The organism is Arthrobacter sp. 05T420 (genome assembly GCF_056396305.1).
In genome coordinates, this window is the sequence record NZ_JBFTLG010000005.1 from 30,822 (window position 1) to 45,131 (window position 14,310).

Below are 14,310 nucleotides of genomic sequence, written 5' to 3' on the forward strand. Positions count from 1 at the left end.
TGAGTGCGGCCTAGCCGGGCACCAGCGCAAACAGGCCCTTGACCAGCCCCGTGCCCAGCGCCAGGGCTGCCGGGAAGTGCGCTTTGGCCACGGCCAGGCCGGCGCCGAACATCCCCACCATCGCGTAGCCGCTCACCGGGATGAGGACGAACCATTCCCGCCGTGAGCCCGCCCTGCCCAACAGCGGGATGGAGAACGCCCCGTTGGCTCTCCAGATGTTCTTAAGCAGCGGCAGTTTCCGCAGGACCTTCGGCGGCTTGATCACCAGTGGCCAGAGCAGCGGCACTCCCCCGGTGGTGATCATGTCCCCCACAATGTGCACCAGCACCCCGGTGAGCATCGAGACCGGCAGCCAGGTCCACTGGTGCGGCGCAAACCACGTCACCACTCCTGCCATGAGCAGCCCGAAGATCCAGTTGCTGATCCAGCCGTACTTCGGAAAGAGTTTCAGTGCCTTCACCGCGATGTTGATCATGAACATGCACACCAGGCCGGCTCCGACGGACAGCAGCCCCCACTGGGTCTGCACCTGCCACTGCCCGGCGATCGTGGCCAGCAGCACGAAGAACGCCGCGCCCAGCACCGAATGCGTGCCCTGCCGGTGGCCCCCGCTGACGTTCTCGATCCCGCGCGCCACCAGGTTGGACACCGGCGGCAGCGCATGCGCCACGGTGCTGGCGCGGTGGTCCCAGTCGCAGACCAGCGCGGTCCCCGCCGTCGCCATGGCGCCGATCACGATTCCCGTGGGATCCAGCGGGTACCAGCCGAGCGCGTACGGGCCGGTTGAGGCAATAGCCACCCACGCCGCGGCTCCCGACGCGGCGTGATGTCCTCCCATCATTCGCTTATTTCACCGCCTGTGTGGCCGAGACAGCCGAGTCCGAGAATATGTTGCGGATGACGCCGTTGGCCCACTCGAGGATCTCGGCGTCCTGCAGGTCCCGGCCGCCGATCCTGGCGGTCTTGGGCTTGGGGACGAGCACGGCGTCCAGGGCCGGCTTCGCCTGCGCGCCGGGGTACATCCGGGTCAGTCGCATGAGCTTGGACTCCGGCAGTTGCGCCGGGGAGAACTTGATGAAGTTGCCCTGCAGCGCGACGTCGGACAGTCCGGCCTCGCGGGCGCCCACCCGGAACCGGGCAACGTCAATCAGGTTTGTGGCGGGCAGCGGCAGCTCGCCATAGCGGTCCACGAGCTCCGCGAGGACCTCATCGATCGCCTCGTAGGTGATGGCGCTGGCCAGTTTGCGGTAGGCCTCCAGGCGCAGCCGTTCGCCCGGCACGTAGTCGTGCGGCAGGTGCGCGTTGACCGGCAGTTCAATCTTCATCTCGGCGGCCTTCTCCTCGGCCTCGCCCCGGTACTCGGCCACGGCCTCGCCGACCAGCCGGATGTAGAGGTCAAAGCCGACGCCCTGGATGTGGCCGGACTGCTCGCCGCCCAGCAGGTTGCCGGCCCCGCGGATCTCCAGGTCCTTCATGGCCAGCTGCATGCCGGCGCCGAGCTCGTTGTGCGTCGCGACAGCCTTGAGCCGTTCCAGCGCCACCTCGCCGAGCGGCTTTTCCGAGGGGTAGAGGAAGTAGGCGTAGGCGCGTTCCCGGCCGCGGCCCACCCGTCCGCGCAGCTGGTGCAGCTGGGACAGTCCGTACTTGTCCGCGCCGTCCACGATCAGGGTGTTGGCGTTGGAGATGTCCAAGCCGGTCTCGATGATGGTGGTGCAGACCAGGACATCGAAGCGCTTTTCCCAGAAGTCCACGATGATCTGTTCCAGCCGGCTCTCGGACATCTGCCCGTGCGCCACCTCCACCCGAGCCTCCGGGACCAGTTCGCGGATCTTCGCCGCGGTGCGGTCGATCGTGGACACCCGGTTGTGGACGAAGAACACCTGGCCTTCGCGCATCAGCTCGCGGCGGATCGCGGCCGAGGTCTGCTTCTCCGTGTACGGGCCCACGTAGGTCAGCACGGGGTGCCGTTCCTCCGGCGGGGTGGCCAGCGTGGAGGTCTCGCGGATGCCGGTCAGGGACATTTCCAGGGTCCGCGGAATCGGGGTGGCGCTCATGGCCAGGACGTCCACGTTGGTGCGCATCTTCTTCAGCGCCTCCTTGTGTTCGACGCCGAAGCGCTGCTCCTCGTCCACGATCACCAGGCCGAGGTCCTTGAAGCCGAAGTCCTTTGACAGCAGCCGGTGCGTGCCGATCACCACGTCCACGGAGCCGCTCTTGACGCCGTCGGCGGTTTCCTTGGCCTCTTTGCCGCTTTGGAAGCGGGACAGCGGCTTGACCACCAGCGGGAAACCGGAAAACCGTTCGGTGAAGGTCTCGTAGTGCTGCTGGGCGAGCAGCGTCGTGGGCACCAGCACGGCCACCTGCTTGCCGTCCTGGACGGCCTTGAACGCGGCCCGGACCGCGATCTCGGTCTTGCCGTAGCCGACGTCACCGGAGATGAGCCGGTCCATCGGGATCTCGCGCTCCATGTCGGCCTTGACCTCGTTGATGGTGGTCAGCTGGTCCGGGGTCTCCACATACGGGAAGGCCTCCTCCAGTTCCCGCTGCCACGGGGTGTCCGGGCCGAAGGCGTAGCCGCGGGAGGCCATCCGGGCCGAGTACAGCCGGATCAGCTCGCCGGCGATCTCCTTGACCGCCCTGCGGGCCCTGGACTTGGTGCTCGCCCAGTCCGCGCCGCCCATCTTGCTCAGCGCCGGGGTGTCCCCGCCTACGTACCGGGTGACCTGGTCCAGCTGGTCGGTGGGCACAAAGAGCCGGTCCCCCGGGGCTCCGCGCTTGGACGGGGCATATTCCAGCACCAGGTATTCGCGCACCCCGTCGCCGCCCCCGGCCACCCGGCGCTGGATCAGCTCCACGAACCGACCGATGCCGTGCTGTTCGTGCACCACGGAATCCCCGGCCACCAGCTGCAGCGGGTCCACGGCGTTCCGCCGCTTGGACGGCATCCGGCGCATGTCCTTGGTGGAACCCGCGGAGGTGCGGCCCAAGAGGTCCGCCTCGGTGAGCAGCGCCAGCTTGAGCGGATCCAGGACAAATCCGCGGCCGACGGCGGCGGTGGTCACCTCGATCAGCCCGGCCTGCGGATCCGCCTCGAGGGTGTCCACCCGTGCGCAGGGAATGTCGTTGTCGTGGAAGAGTTCGGCGAGACGCTGCGCCGGGCCGGGGCCCTCGGTGACCACGACGATCCGCCACTGGTCCCGGACGCGGGAGCCGATGAAGTCCATCATCTCCGCCACGTCGCCCTGGTAGCCGCGGGGTTCCCGGGCATGCAGGTTCAGCACGTCGACGTCGGGCAGCAGCTCTTCGTCGCTGGCCAACGACGTGATGGACCACCAGGAAACGCCGTGCTCCAGGGCGGCAGTGCGGGTTTCCGTCAGCGAACGAAAGCTGGCCGAATGCAAAGCCTCGGACGCCGCGGAGCTCAAATCCAGCGGCGCCGTGCCGCCGTCGGACGCCGTGGACCAGGCGGCCTCAAGGAATTCCTCGTTGGTGGCGGCGAGGTCGTGGGCACGGGTGCGGACCTTCTCCGGCTCGATCACCACCGAGATGGAACCGGCCGGAAGCTGGTCCAGGAACGGCACCATGGCGTCCACCAGGACGGGGGCCAGCGATTCCATGCCCTCGACGGCGATGCCGCCGGCGATCTTCTCCAGCATGTCCGCGGCGGCCGGGAGCTGGGACTTCAGGGTGGCTGCGCGGGACATGACGGAGGGTGTGATCAGGATTTCGCGGCACGGCGGGGCGTGGAGTTCGGTGGGGTGGTGCAGGCCGGGCCCGGTCAGCGAGCGCTGGTCGGCGACGGCGAACCAGCGCATCTGGTCCACCTCGTCGCCGAAGAACTCGACCCGGATAGGGTGGTCCTCCGTGGGCGGGAAGACATCCAGCATGCCGCCGCGGACGGCGAACTCGCCGCGGCGCGTCACCATGTCCACCCGGGCGTAGGCGGCGTCGGCGAGGCTCTTGACGACGCTGCTGAAGGGGGCCTCCTGGCCGAGCTTCAGCGTCACAGGCACCAGTTCGCCCAGACCGGCGACGATTGGCTGGACGACGGCGCGCACGGGGGCCACCACGACGCGCAGCGCACCGGCGGTGGACGACTCGGGGTGTGCGAGCCGCCGCAGCACGGAAAGCCGCCGGCCCACGGTGTCCGAGCGCGGGGAGAGGCGCTCATGCGGCAGGGTCTCCCAGCTTGGGAACTCGGCCACGGCGTCGGCCGGCAGGAAGGCGCGCAGGGCCTCGGTCAGGTCCTCGGCCTCACGGCCAGTCGCGGTGACGGCCAGGACCACGGGCACCGGACGGACGGCGCCGTTTCCGGCAGCGCCGGTTTCGTTCGCCGCCTGCGTCGTGAGTCCGTCCGCCATTTCGGCGAGCAGCGCGGACCGCATTCCGGCCGGGGCGCTGATCTGGTAGTCCTCGCTGCGGGCGGCGAACCCGCGGGCGGCCTCGGCCTGGACCCGCGCGTAATTCCGGTCTTCGGCGAGGACACGGCGCAGACCGGTGAGAGAGGGGCCGTTGAGGCTCATAGCTGTTGCTCCTGATGTGATCACGGGGTGCAGGCAACACGAATAGCCGAAATTCGTGAGAATCCCGGGTCCTCCAAGCCTACCGCGGAGGCCACGGCCAGGCCGACGGGTCTGGACCGGCGGGGCTAGGCTGGCAGGAGGAGCGGGGGCCCATCCGAAGTGGCCGGGGCACCGAATAGCTTCGTAGGCCACCCGCCAACTGCTGGCCGACAAGGAGTCACCATGAACGGCACGACCGCTACCCCTGAACCCACTCCGACGCCTGCTCCATCCCCGCAGGCAGCTTCCGCGCAGGCCGCCTCCCGGAAAACCGTGCTGGTCACCGGGGCCACCGGCTACATCGGCGGGCGGCTGGTCCCCCGGCTCCTGGAAGCCGGGCACCGGGTCAAAGTGGTGGTCCGGACCCCGGCCAAGATCGCCGGCGTGCCCTGGGTGGACGACGTCGAGGTGGTCCACAGCAGCCTCGACGACGGCGAGGCCCTGCGGGAGGCGCTCGACGGCGTCGACGTCCTGTACTACCTCGTCCATTCCATGGCGGCCGGAGCCGGATTCGAGGACAAGGAAAAGGCGATGGCCGCGACGGCTGCCCACGCCGCGGCCGCAGCCGGAGTGGACCGGATTGTTTACCTCGGCGGCCTGCACCCGGCCGGGGCCGAACTTTCCACGCACATGCGCTCCCGCGAGGCGGTGGGGAAAGTCTTCCTGGACAGCCCGGTGGACGCAGTGGTGTTCCAGGCGGGCGTCGTCATCGGCTCAGGCTCGGCGTCGTTCGAAATGATCAGGCACCTGTCCGAGACGCTACCGCTCATGCCGGCCCCAAGCTGGGTGCGCAACAAGATCGAGGCGATCGCCGTCCGCGACGTCCTGTACTACCTCGTGGCGGCGGCCTCGCTGGAAGGTGACATCAACCGGACGTTTGATATCGGCTGCCGCCAGGTGCTCAGCTACGCCGGAATGATGCAGGAATACGCCGCGGAGGCCGGACTCCCCCGCCGCTGGGTCCTGGCCCTGCCGGTGCCGGCCCCCAAGCTGGCGGGCCTGTGGGTGGCCCTTGTAACGCCGATCCCGCTCTCCATGTCCCTGCCGCTCGTGGAATCGCTGCAGCACGACGCCGTTTCCCGGGAGCACGACGTCGATGACTACATCCGTGTGCCCGAGGGCGGCCTGACCTCCTACCGGCGTGCCGTGGCCCTCGCCCTGGGAAAGGAACGCGACGGCCAGGTGGAAACCACGTGGGCAAGCGCCGGGGTGGACGCCGATCCGCTGCCGAGCGACCCGGACTGGTCCGGCCACAGAGTGTTCGTGGACGAGCGCAGCTTCCCCAGCGACGTGGACCCGAAGCACGTGTGGACCATCATCGAGGGAATCGGCGGCCGGAACGGCTGGTACTCCCTGCCGCTGGCCTGGCAGGTGCGCGGCTGGCTGGACAAGCTGACCGGCGGGGCAGGGCTGCTGCGCGGCCGCCGGCACCCGCATCTGCTCGCGGAGGGCGAAGTGGTGGACTGGTGGAGGGTCGAGCAGATCGACCGCGGCCGACTGCTGCGGCTGCGGGCCGAAATGCGGGCTCCTGGCCGGGCCTGGCTGGAACTTTCCGTGGAGCCGGAGGGGACGGGCAGCCGGTACCACCAGCGCGCCATCTTCTTCCCCAAGGGCCTCAGCGGCCGCCTTTACTGGCTGGCCGTCCTGCCGTTCCACAGCGTCATATTTCCCGCCATGTCACGGAATATCACCGCGGCCGCCAGGGATCTGGAAAATCTCGAATCGGAGCCTGCCGTGCACACGCCGTAGGATGTTGGAGCCCGAAACGTCCACTTCCACATCCCGGAGGACCCCCTATGGCCCTGAGTGCATCCACCACCGTTCCGCACAGCGTCGACCGCGTTACCGCGGTTTTCGTCAATGAAGACTTCCTGCGCCACACGAGCGAGCTCGTTGGCGGCACCCTGGAATCCTTTGCCCTCGACGGAGATCCCGCCGGCGCCTTTAGCACCACCACCGTGCGGACCATCCCCACCACACGGATGCCCGATATCGCCCGGAAATTTGTCGGCGAAAGCCTGAAGGTGACCCAGCTCGAAGCCTGGGAGGCTCCCGCCGCCGACGGCTCCCGGCAGAGCAAGATCTCCCTCAAGGTCTCCGGCGCACCGCTGGACGTGAACGCTGTCCAGCGCCTCGTGTCCGACGGCGGCAGCACCCGGATCGAGCTCGAGGGCAACGTCACCTCCTCGGTGCCGTTCCTTGGCGGCAAGATCGCCGACGCCGCCGAGCCGATGGTCGGCAAGGCCCTGAACCTGCAGTCCCAGCAGGCCCAGGCCTGGCTCGAGAGCCACTAGCGTCGTGGAGTTGCCAGCGTTCCTCGCCGTCGTCCTGATCATTGCCGGCGTCTGGTCCCTGGTGGTCTGGCCGCAGTTCCTGCGCCGCGTCATGAAGGACCCGCGCGCCCGCGACGCCGACGGCAAAGCCACGCGATTCCTGACCGTTCACGTGGTCCTCGTCAGCATCTCCATGCTGCTGGGGGCCGCGACGGCCGCGATCGGCATTGCCGGGCTGGTTAGCTAGGATCCGGCACACCGGCGGCAGCAGCCGCCGGTGTGCCGGAATTTCAGCCCCGGTCAGGTGCTGGCGCTAGAATCAGCAAAAAGTGGACCGCTGAAAGGGGACGCCACTTGCTACCCCGTCGTGCGGCCATGTGGGCACTGGGCACCTATCTGCTGGGCCTCGGCCTCATCGCCCTCTGGCCCGTTCCCGTGGACCGGGGCGCATCTGTTTTCCTGACGCGCTCGCTGCGGCAACTGCACCACTGGGGCGTCCCTCCATGGTTCAACTACTCGGCCGTGGAGATGGCCTCAAACGTCATCCTGTTCCTGCCGCTCGGCGCCCTGGTCGCCCGGATCCTCGGCCCGCGGCTCTGGTGGGGCGGGGTTGCCGTCGGTTTCCTGCTGTCCGTCCTGATTGAGCTGGCCCAGCTTGTCTTCCTCCCGGCGCGCTTTGCCTCCGTCGTTGACGTCGCCGCGAACACCGCCGGCGCCCTGGTGGGGGCCCTCTCGGCGTTGCTGTTCATGGCACGCCGCGGGAGTGTGTGATCCCCGGGCGCACCGCGTACGCTGTGAACAGGCCATAACGGGAGGACATCGGTACTGTGCGGATCTCGGTTATTGGATGCGGCTATCTCGGTGCAGTGCATGCTGCGTGCATGGCAAAGCTGGGCCATGACGTTGTAGGCATCGACCTCGACGAACACAAGGTGGCGCAGCTGTCAGCGGGCCATGCTCCCTTCTACGAACCGGTGCTGGACGAGCTGCTCTCCGAGCTTGAGGAATCGGGGCGGTTGCGGTTCACCACCGACATGGCGGCGGCCCGCGGTTCGGAGGTCCACTTCATCTGCGTGGGTACGCCGCAGAAGCGGGGCGAGAACGCCGCCGACCTCCGATTCGTCGACGCGGCGGTCGCATCGCTCGCCGACTACGTATCCGCGGGCGATGTCGTTGCAGGAAAGTCCACGGTGCCGGTGGGCACCGCGGCGCGGCTGGCCGAGATGCTGGCGGAGACAGAGCCAGGTGCGATGCTGACCTGGAATCCTGAATTCCTGCGCGAAGGCCACGCGGTGACGGACACGTTGAATCCGGACAGGTTTGTGTACGGCGTGCCGGACGGGAGCGAGGACCACCCCGCCGTCGCCGTGTTGGACCAGGTCTATGCTCAACCCCTGGCGAGCGGGAAGCCACGGCTGGTGACGGATTACGCCACCGCAGAGCTCGTCAAGACTGCCGCCAACTCGTTCCTGGCCACCAAGATATCCTTCATCAACGCCATGGCCGAGGTCTGCGAAGCCACGGGGGCCGACGTCACCCGGCTTGCCGATGCCATCGGACTCGATGAACGGATCGGCAGGAAATTCCTCAACGCAGGCATCGGCTTTGGCGGCGGCTGCCTACCCAAGGACATCCGTGCCTTCATGGCCCGCGCCGGCGAGCTCGGCGCAGACCAGGCGCTGACCTTTCTTCGCGAGGTTGACGCCATCAATATGAGGCGCCGGACCCGCGTCGTAGAGCTCACGCGGGAGCTCTGTGGCGGCACTCTGATGGGACAGCGGATTGCCGTGCTGGGGGCGGCTTTTAAGCCCGAAAGCGACGACGTCCGGGACTCCCCCGCGTTGAGCGCCGCGGCGCAGCTGCAGTTGCAAGGCGCTGTGGTGACGGTCACCGACCCCCAGGCGCTGGCCAACGCCGCCAAACGCTTCCCGGAGCTTCCGCTCGAACCGGATCTGGAGACGGCGCTGCACAGGGCCGACGCCGTGCTGCTGCTGACCGAGTGGCAGGCGTACCGGGAACTGGATCCGCACGCAACCAAGGCGTTCGTGACGGCGCCGCGCATCCTGGACGGCCGCAACGTGCTGGACCCGGCCAAGTGGCGGGCTGCCGGCTGGACCTACAAGGGCCTGGGCCGGCCGTAACGCAGTCCGGCCATAACGCTGGCCGGGCGTGAGGGGCCGGCCCTAGCGCGGTTCTATCAAGCAGCCGTCAGGCTGCCACCGCCTGGCCGAGAGCGTCTTCCGCGGCCACCCATGAGAGCATGGCGCACTTGACCCGGGCCGCATAACGGGACACACCCTCAAACGCGGCGGCGTCGCCCAGCACCTCCGGATCGGCCGGCACCTTGCCGCGCGAACGCAGCACTTCGCGGAAGCTGTCAATGACGGTGCGGAGTTCCCCGACGCTCATGCCTTCGGCGAGGTCCGTCAGCACGGACGCCGAGGCCATGGAGATGGAGCAGCCGTCGCCGTCCCAGCGCAGCTCACTGACTTTCCCGCCGGCCACGGACACCCGCACGGTGATCTCGTCGCCGCAGGTCGGATTCAGCTGGTGTGACTGGCCGCTGCTCGCGTCCTCCGGCGCGGCCGCCGCGGCCAGGCCGCTGCCGTGCCGGGCCTTGGCGTGTTCCAGGATGATCTGCTGGTAGAGCTGGTCAAGACTCATGGATGTCCGTCCTAGGCTTGGAAGTAGGCACGGACATCGGCGGCCGCGTTGAGGAACGCGTCCACATCGTCCGTGGTGTTGTAAAGGTACGTGCTGGCGCGCGTCGTAGCTGTCAGTCCGAGCCGGCGGTGCAGCGGCTGGGCGCAGTGGTGCCCCACCCGCACGGCGATGCCCCGGCTGTCCAGGAATTGTCCGACGTCGTGCGCGTGGACACCGGCGACGTCGAACGCGGCCAGGCCGATCCGTTCCTGCCCCGCCGCGGGACCCAGCACGCGGATGCCGGGGATGGATTCCAGGCCCTGTACCAGGCGCTGGCCGAGTTCGGCCTCCCAGGCGTGGATGCGGTCCATCCCGGTTTCGCTGAGGTAGTTCACCGCTGCGGCGAGTGCCACCGCCTGCGAAATGCGCTGCGTACCGGCCTCGAAGCGCTGCGGGCTCGGCAGGAAGCCCGCCCGTTCCATGGTGACGGTGGTGATCATGGAGCCGCCGGTCAGGAACGGCGGCATCGCGTTGAGCAGCTCCGAGCGGCCGTAGAGGGCGCCGATGCCGGTGGGGGCCAGCATTTTGTGGCCGGAGAACACCGCGAAGTCGACGTCGAGCGCTTTGAGGTCCAGGGGCAGGTGCGGCGCGGACTGGCAGGCGTCGAGCACCACCAGCGCGCCCGCGGAACGGGCCAGGGCCACCAGTGCGGCCACCGGGTTGATGGTGCCCAGGACGTTGGACGCGTGGGTGAACGCCAAGACGCGGGTGCGGGGGCCGATGATGCCGGCGGCGGCCTCCAGGTCCAGGGCGCCGGCGTCGTCGATCGGGATGAACTTCACGACGGCGCCGGTCCGGGCCGCCAGCTCCTGCCAGGGAATCAGGTTGGCGTGGTGTTCCATCTCCGTGACCACGAGTTCGTCGCCCGGGGCCAGGGCGAACCGGGCTGCTTCCGGGGCCGCGCCGGGCAGGGACGCATTAAGGAAGGAATAGGTGAGCAGGTTCAGGCCCTCCGTGGCGTTGGAGGTCCAGATCAGTTCATCCCACTCCGCCCCGACGAAGTCCGCCACCGTTTCCCGGGCATTTTCGAACGCTTCGGTGGCCTCGACGGCGAGGTGGTGCGCCCCGCGGTGGACCGCCGAGTTCCGCTGCTCGTAGAACTCCTGCTCGGCCTCGAGCACGCTGAGCGGGTTCTGCGAGGTAGCCCCGGAGTCCAGGTAGATGAGGGGTTTGCCGTTGACGTGTTGTTGCAGGATCGGGAAGTCGTTGCGGATCCTCAGGACCTCGTCGTTCCCGAGCGTGATGGCAGAGCGGCGGAGATGGGCTGGTGTGGCAACCATGGCGGAGACTCCTGGATCGGCGTTCGCTGCGGCGCCTCGAGCGCGCCGGCCGGAAGGCCGGCGGCGCCATTACGTCACGCAGATTAATCCTAATTATCCCATGCGGTGATGTCCCTGCAGTGCGGCGGCCCGCAGGCCCCGGCCACGACAACCACGCAGCTCCCGACTTCACTGGGTTTCCGGCTTCTCTGGGCTTCCGGCTTCTCTGGGCTCCGCGGGGCCAGGTGCGGCGTGGTCTGGCGCGCCCAACGGCCTGCCTCGTCGCTTTTACCCTTGCGGCGCTCCTCGACGGCGCTCACACCGAGTCCGCGCCTCAGAGCGGCGCGGACTCGGGAGCATCCCGTTAAGGGAGCCGGCGGCGGCTGGGGGGAGAGCCTCGGTCTCAGAAGGCTCTGACGCCGCCGGCTCCGACCTTGGCGTACGGCTGCCGGCTGGGGCACCGTACGATTCCAACGAAGGAGTTGGGGGTAGGGAGGTTACGGCCCGACCACCTCTATGGTGGCAGTGGCTGCTTCAGCAGGCAAGAGGGTCTTTAGGACCTAATTTCCTGCTGATCATGCCATGTCGTTTGCCGCCCTGATGTTTCCTCGATTTGACACAGTTTCCTCGTTGAGACCGTTTCCTCATTTAGAACTTGTCCTCATTGCGACCTTGTGGGTTCGTGGGACTGGCTTAAGTCAATCGCCCGGAGCGGATCTGCACACGAGTAGCGTTTACGTGATTTCTGTGGGCTCACGGGCGATGGCACTACTTGGGGATACTCTCGCCGGTCCCATAGGCCACCCGGCCTGTACGCACCGCCGGCGCTGCCGCCGGCCAGGGGTCCACGGTTCAGGGTTCAGGGTTCAGGGAGCCGTGGCCCAGCAGGTCCGCGCGCCGGCCGACGCCGAGTTTAGCGAAGATCCTGGACAGGTGCCCCTCCACGGTTCGTTGCGATACGCACAGCGCCGAGGCGATCTCGGCGTTCGTGGCGCCGTGGGACACAAGTTCCAAAACTTCGGCCTCGCGTCCGGTCAGCGGGGCGCCCTGATCGCTGTGGACGATCTCCAACTGCGCTGACATGCCGGCTTCCACGAGCCGGTGGTGAACCCGGCGCTGGACGGCGGTGAGCCTCCACCGGTCCGGGTCATCGGCCAGGATCCGCTCGGCCTGCTGGGCGGCTTCAAGGGCCAAGAGCCCGTGCCCGCCGCCGAGCGCGTCGTCGCTGATGCCAATGAGGTCGGCAGCGTCGGACGCCGATACCGCCAGCGCGTAGGATTCCAGCAGGCGCGCCTCTGGCCCATCCACTGCCCTGCTGCTGAGGGCCAGTGCCTCGGCGTCGGCCTCGGAAACGCCACCGCTGCGGAACGCGAGCCGCCTGATATCGGTTTCAACGCCCCGCAGGCCCTCGTGCAATGCGTCGTCCGCCAACCGTGCCAGGGCCATTGCGTCACTCCCCTCCGGGCCGCCCACGGGTTCCGCTGCCTGACAATACGCCTCCGCCAGCAGGCGAAGGGTTTTTGGCTCCCGGTAGTCCGAAAGCCGGAAGGCCAGGCAATGCTGGCTAGCCTCATAGTGCCGTCCGACGGTGGCAGCCGCGTAGGCTGCCACCGCGTGAGCAAACGGAAGAAGGTTCAAGGGGTCGGCGATGGTTAGTTCCTCTACGCCAAGCCGCAACTCGGCCAAGCTTTCGCGCATCCGGCCCTGGCGCAGCCTGGAATACCCTCGCATGAGGTGGAGCATGCCGCCGCTGTACAGCAGCCGTCCGGGCTCGCGGGCCGCGTAATCGTCGAGGACGCTGCCGAGCCCGTCCCAGTCACCGGCCCCGATCAGGATCAGGCAGTGTCGCACCATTAGGTCCTCATACATCAGGGGAAGCCCGCGGCTCCCGCTGCAGGCGCCATTCCATGCCTCGAAGTCCAGTCGCAGAGCTGCGCGCAGCAGGCCCTGGGCTGACAGCAGTTCGGCGAGCAGGGATAGGGCCGGGACCCGGATTTCGGGAGGAGTGCCCGGGGTACCAACCAGTTCCCGCAGCCCGGAGTCGGCAGCCACGGACCTGCTGTCCCCCGTGCGGCTGAGGAACTCAGCCGTTACCCGGGCAGCGGCCCCTTCATCCCACGGCCCGTCCCACGTTTCCTCCCGCTGTTCTTCCTGCGGGGCATCTCCCGGAGAGTGCGTGGAAGTTACGGCATCCCGGTCCGGCGTGGAAGAGCCCAGCCGGGCCGCGAGCAGGGCCGCCAGATACGACGATCGTCCGGCGGCCACGGGGCGCGCGGACTCCAGGCCCGCCACGGCGGCGGCGCGGCGTCCGGCAATGAAGTGGGAATAGGCCAGCTGGATCCTGGCCTCAGGGAGGAACCGGGCGTCCCGGATGGCGCGAGCAGCCCGGGCAGCTGTGGCAGGATCCAGGGCCGTGTTCGCAGCGACGGCGGCTTGGAGCAGCTGCGCGGGCGGGATCTCCACACCGCAGTCCAGGGACCAGCGGAGGCGGTTCAGCGCGGCTCCGGGGAGCAGGGCACGCTCTGAGGGCAGCGACAGCACGCTCGAACGCAGGGCCGAGCTGCGCCCGGCGGGGACCCGGAGGCGGATAATCTCGCCGACCATCGGGCTCGCGGGCCTGACGAGCCGGTGGTGCCCGGCCGAGACAGCGATTATCCCGGCAGTGTCCAGCGCATCGACGGCTTTGGGGCCGCTGATCCGCAGGATCTGGGCCAGGGAAAGCGGCCCCGCCAGGGCAACGATCGTGGCTGCGGTCTTCTCCTCCGGCGTCATGGAGCGCAATTGCCGGTCAACGACGTCCGCCGCAGGAACCCGGGCCATGTCGGGGTTGGCCAGCAGGAACCATACTCCGTGCCTGCATCCCAGGGCGCCGGTGCTACGGGCGTGCAGGATCAAGGACATCAACATGAGCGGGTTCCCGTCCGCAGCGTCGTGGAACAGCGCGCTGACCCACGGTGAGACGTCGGCCCGCAGGACCTGCTCGCACAGCTGGTGTGTTCCAGTCCGGCTGAGCGGGGCAAGATCGAGCTTGGCGATAATTCCGTCGTCCCACAGCGACAGGAATTCTTCCGGGATCATCGGCCCGGGCCTGCAGGTCGCAAAGATACTCGCTGCACCGGTGGCTGCGGCCTGCGCGAGTTGCCCGACGGTCCCGTGATCGAGGCAATGCGCGTCGTCGACGACGAACAAAGGGCGCTCCGCCTCGGATTTAAGGCTTACCGCCATTGCCCCCACGACCGCGGCGTAGGAGTCCAGTTCCCGGTCGGGAAGCCGGGACAGGTACGGCGCCAGGGCGCCAAAGGGAACGGCGGCCAGGGCCGGGGTGGCAGTCAGCCGAATCAGGTGTCTGCGGGTCCCGAGTTCGCGGAGGGCGGCCTTGAGGACGGCGGTCTTGCCGGTCCCGGCGCCGCCGACGACGATCGCACCTGATCTAGTGTCGTCGCGCAGGCAGCGCACCAGATCCTTGAGCAGTGTTGACCGCTCGATCAAAGGTGCAGTTTCAGCCATGCTTTC

10 protein-coding genes are annotated in these 14,310 nt (G+C 68.3%); 5 read left to right on the forward strand and 5 right to left on the reverse strand.

Annotation, left to right across the window (positions count from 1 at the left end; translation table 11 throughout):
* Nucleotides 1–10: 10 nt before the first annotated feature.
* Both AC1DEM_RS06445 and mfd read right to left on the reverse strand, forming a co-directional pair.
* Nucleotides 11–841, reverse strand: a complete 831-nt coding sequence (locus AC1DEM_RS06445; protein WP_476883690.1) for a metal-dependent hydrolase — start codon at nt 839–841, stop codon at nt 11–13.
* Between the two features lie 4 nt (nt 842–845).
* Nucleotides 846–4,523 (reverse strand): transcription-repair coupling factor, encoded by a 3,678-nt coding sequence (gene mfd / locus AC1DEM_RS06450; RefSeq protein WP_476883691.1) that lies wholly within the window; start codon nt 4,521–4,523, stop codon nt 846–848.
* 222 nt (nt 4,524–4,745) lie between these two features.
* Between mfd and AC1DEM_RS06455 the strand changes: the two genes are divergently transcribed.
* The 5 genes from AC1DEM_RS06455 to AC1DEM_RS06475 all read left to right on the forward strand — a co-directional run bounded on the left by AC1DEM_RS06455 (nt 4,746) and on the right by AC1DEM_RS06475 (nt 8,976).
* Complete coding sequence (locus AC1DEM_RS06455; RefSeq protein ID WP_476883692.1) at nt 4,746–6,311, forward strand: SDR family oxidoreductase; 1,566 nt, start codon at nt 4,746–4,748, stop codon at nt 6,309–6,311.
* 47 nt (nt 6,312–6,358) lie between these two features.
* Nucleotides 6,359–6,856: a DUF2505 domain-containing protein gene (locus tag AC1DEM_RS06460; RefSeq protein WP_120953656.1), complete on the forward strand. Its 498-nt coding sequence runs from the start codon at nt 6,359–6,361 to the stop codon at nt 6,854–6,856.
* Nucleotides 6,857–6,860: 4 nt separating this feature from the next.
* Complete coding sequence (locus tag AC1DEM_RS06465) at nt 6,861–7,082, forward strand: SCO4848 family membrane protein (RefSeq protein ID WP_277526174.1); 222 nt, start codon at nt 6,861–6,863, stop codon at nt 7,080–7,082.
* A 107-nt stretch (nt 7,083–7,189) separates the two neighbouring features.
* Nucleotides 7,190–7,606 carry a VanZ family protein gene (locus tag AC1DEM_RS06470; protein ID WP_476883693.1) on the forward strand — a complete coding sequence of 139 codons (417 nt, stop codon included), beginning with the start codon at nt 7,190–7,192 and terminating at the stop codon, nt 7,604–7,606.
* A gap of 56 nt (nt 7,607–7,662) precedes the next feature.
* Entirely contained in the window at nt 7,663–8,976 is a 1,314-nt protein-coding gene (locus AC1DEM_RS06475) for a UDP-glucose dehydrogenase family protein (RefSeq protein ID WP_476883694.1), read from the forward strand.
* Nucleotides 8,977–9,043: 67 nt separating this feature from the next.
* Here AC1DEM_RS06475 and sufU read toward each other — a convergent pair whose 3' ends face one another.
* From sufU to AC1DEM_RS06490, 3 genes are all read right to left on the reverse strand, one after another.
* A complete protein-coding gene (sufU, locus tag AC1DEM_RS06480) occupies nt 9,044–9,499 on the reverse strand; it encodes a Fe-S cluster assembly sulfur transfer protein SufU (protein WP_476883695.1) in 456 nt (151 codons plus the stop codon).
* An 11-nt stretch (nt 9,500–9,510) separates the two neighbouring features.
* A complete protein-coding gene (locus AC1DEM_RS06485) occupies nt 9,511–10,818 on the reverse strand; it encodes a SufS family cysteine desulfurase (protein ID WP_476883696.1) in 1,308 nt (435 codons plus the stop codon).
* Between the two features lie 831 nt (nt 10,819–11,649).
* On the reverse strand, nt 11,650–14,304 hold the full coding sequence (locus tag AC1DEM_RS06490; protein WP_476883697.1) for a helix-turn-helix transcriptional regulator: 2,655 nt from the start codon (nt 14,302–14,304) through the stop codon (nt 11,650–11,652).
* Nucleotides 14,305–14,310: the final 6 nt, after the last annotated feature.

Bases quoted from the DNA above. Each gene is read 5' to 3' on its own strand.
- mfd (WP_476883691.1), bottom strand. From the start codon at position 4,523: ATGAGCCTCAACGGCCCCTCTCTCACCGGTCTGCGCCGTGTCCTCGCC.
- sufU (WP_476883695.1), bottom strand. From the start codon at position 9,499: ATGAGTCTTGACCAGCTCTACCAGCAGATCATCCTGGAACACGCCAAG.
- AC1DEM_RS06445 (WP_476883690.1), bottom strand. From the start codon at position 841: ATGATGGGAGGACATCACGCCGCGTCGGGAGCCGCGGCGTGGGTGGCT.
- AC1DEM_RS06455 (WP_476883692.1), top strand. From the start codon at position 4,746: ATGAACGGCACGACCGCTACCCCTGAACCCACTCCGACGCCTGCTCCA.
- AC1DEM_RS06485 (WP_476883696.1), bottom strand. From the start codon at position 10,818: ATGGTTGCCACACCAGCCCATCTCCGCCGCTCTGCCATCACGCTCGGG.
- AC1DEM_RS06460 (WP_120953656.1), top strand. From the start codon at position 6,359: ATGGCCCTGAGTGCATCCACCACCGTTCCGCACAGCGTCGACCGCGTT.
- AC1DEM_RS06490 (WP_476883697.1), bottom strand. From the start codon at position 14,304: ATGGCTGAAACTGCACCTTTGATCGAGCGGTCAACACTGCTCAAGGAT.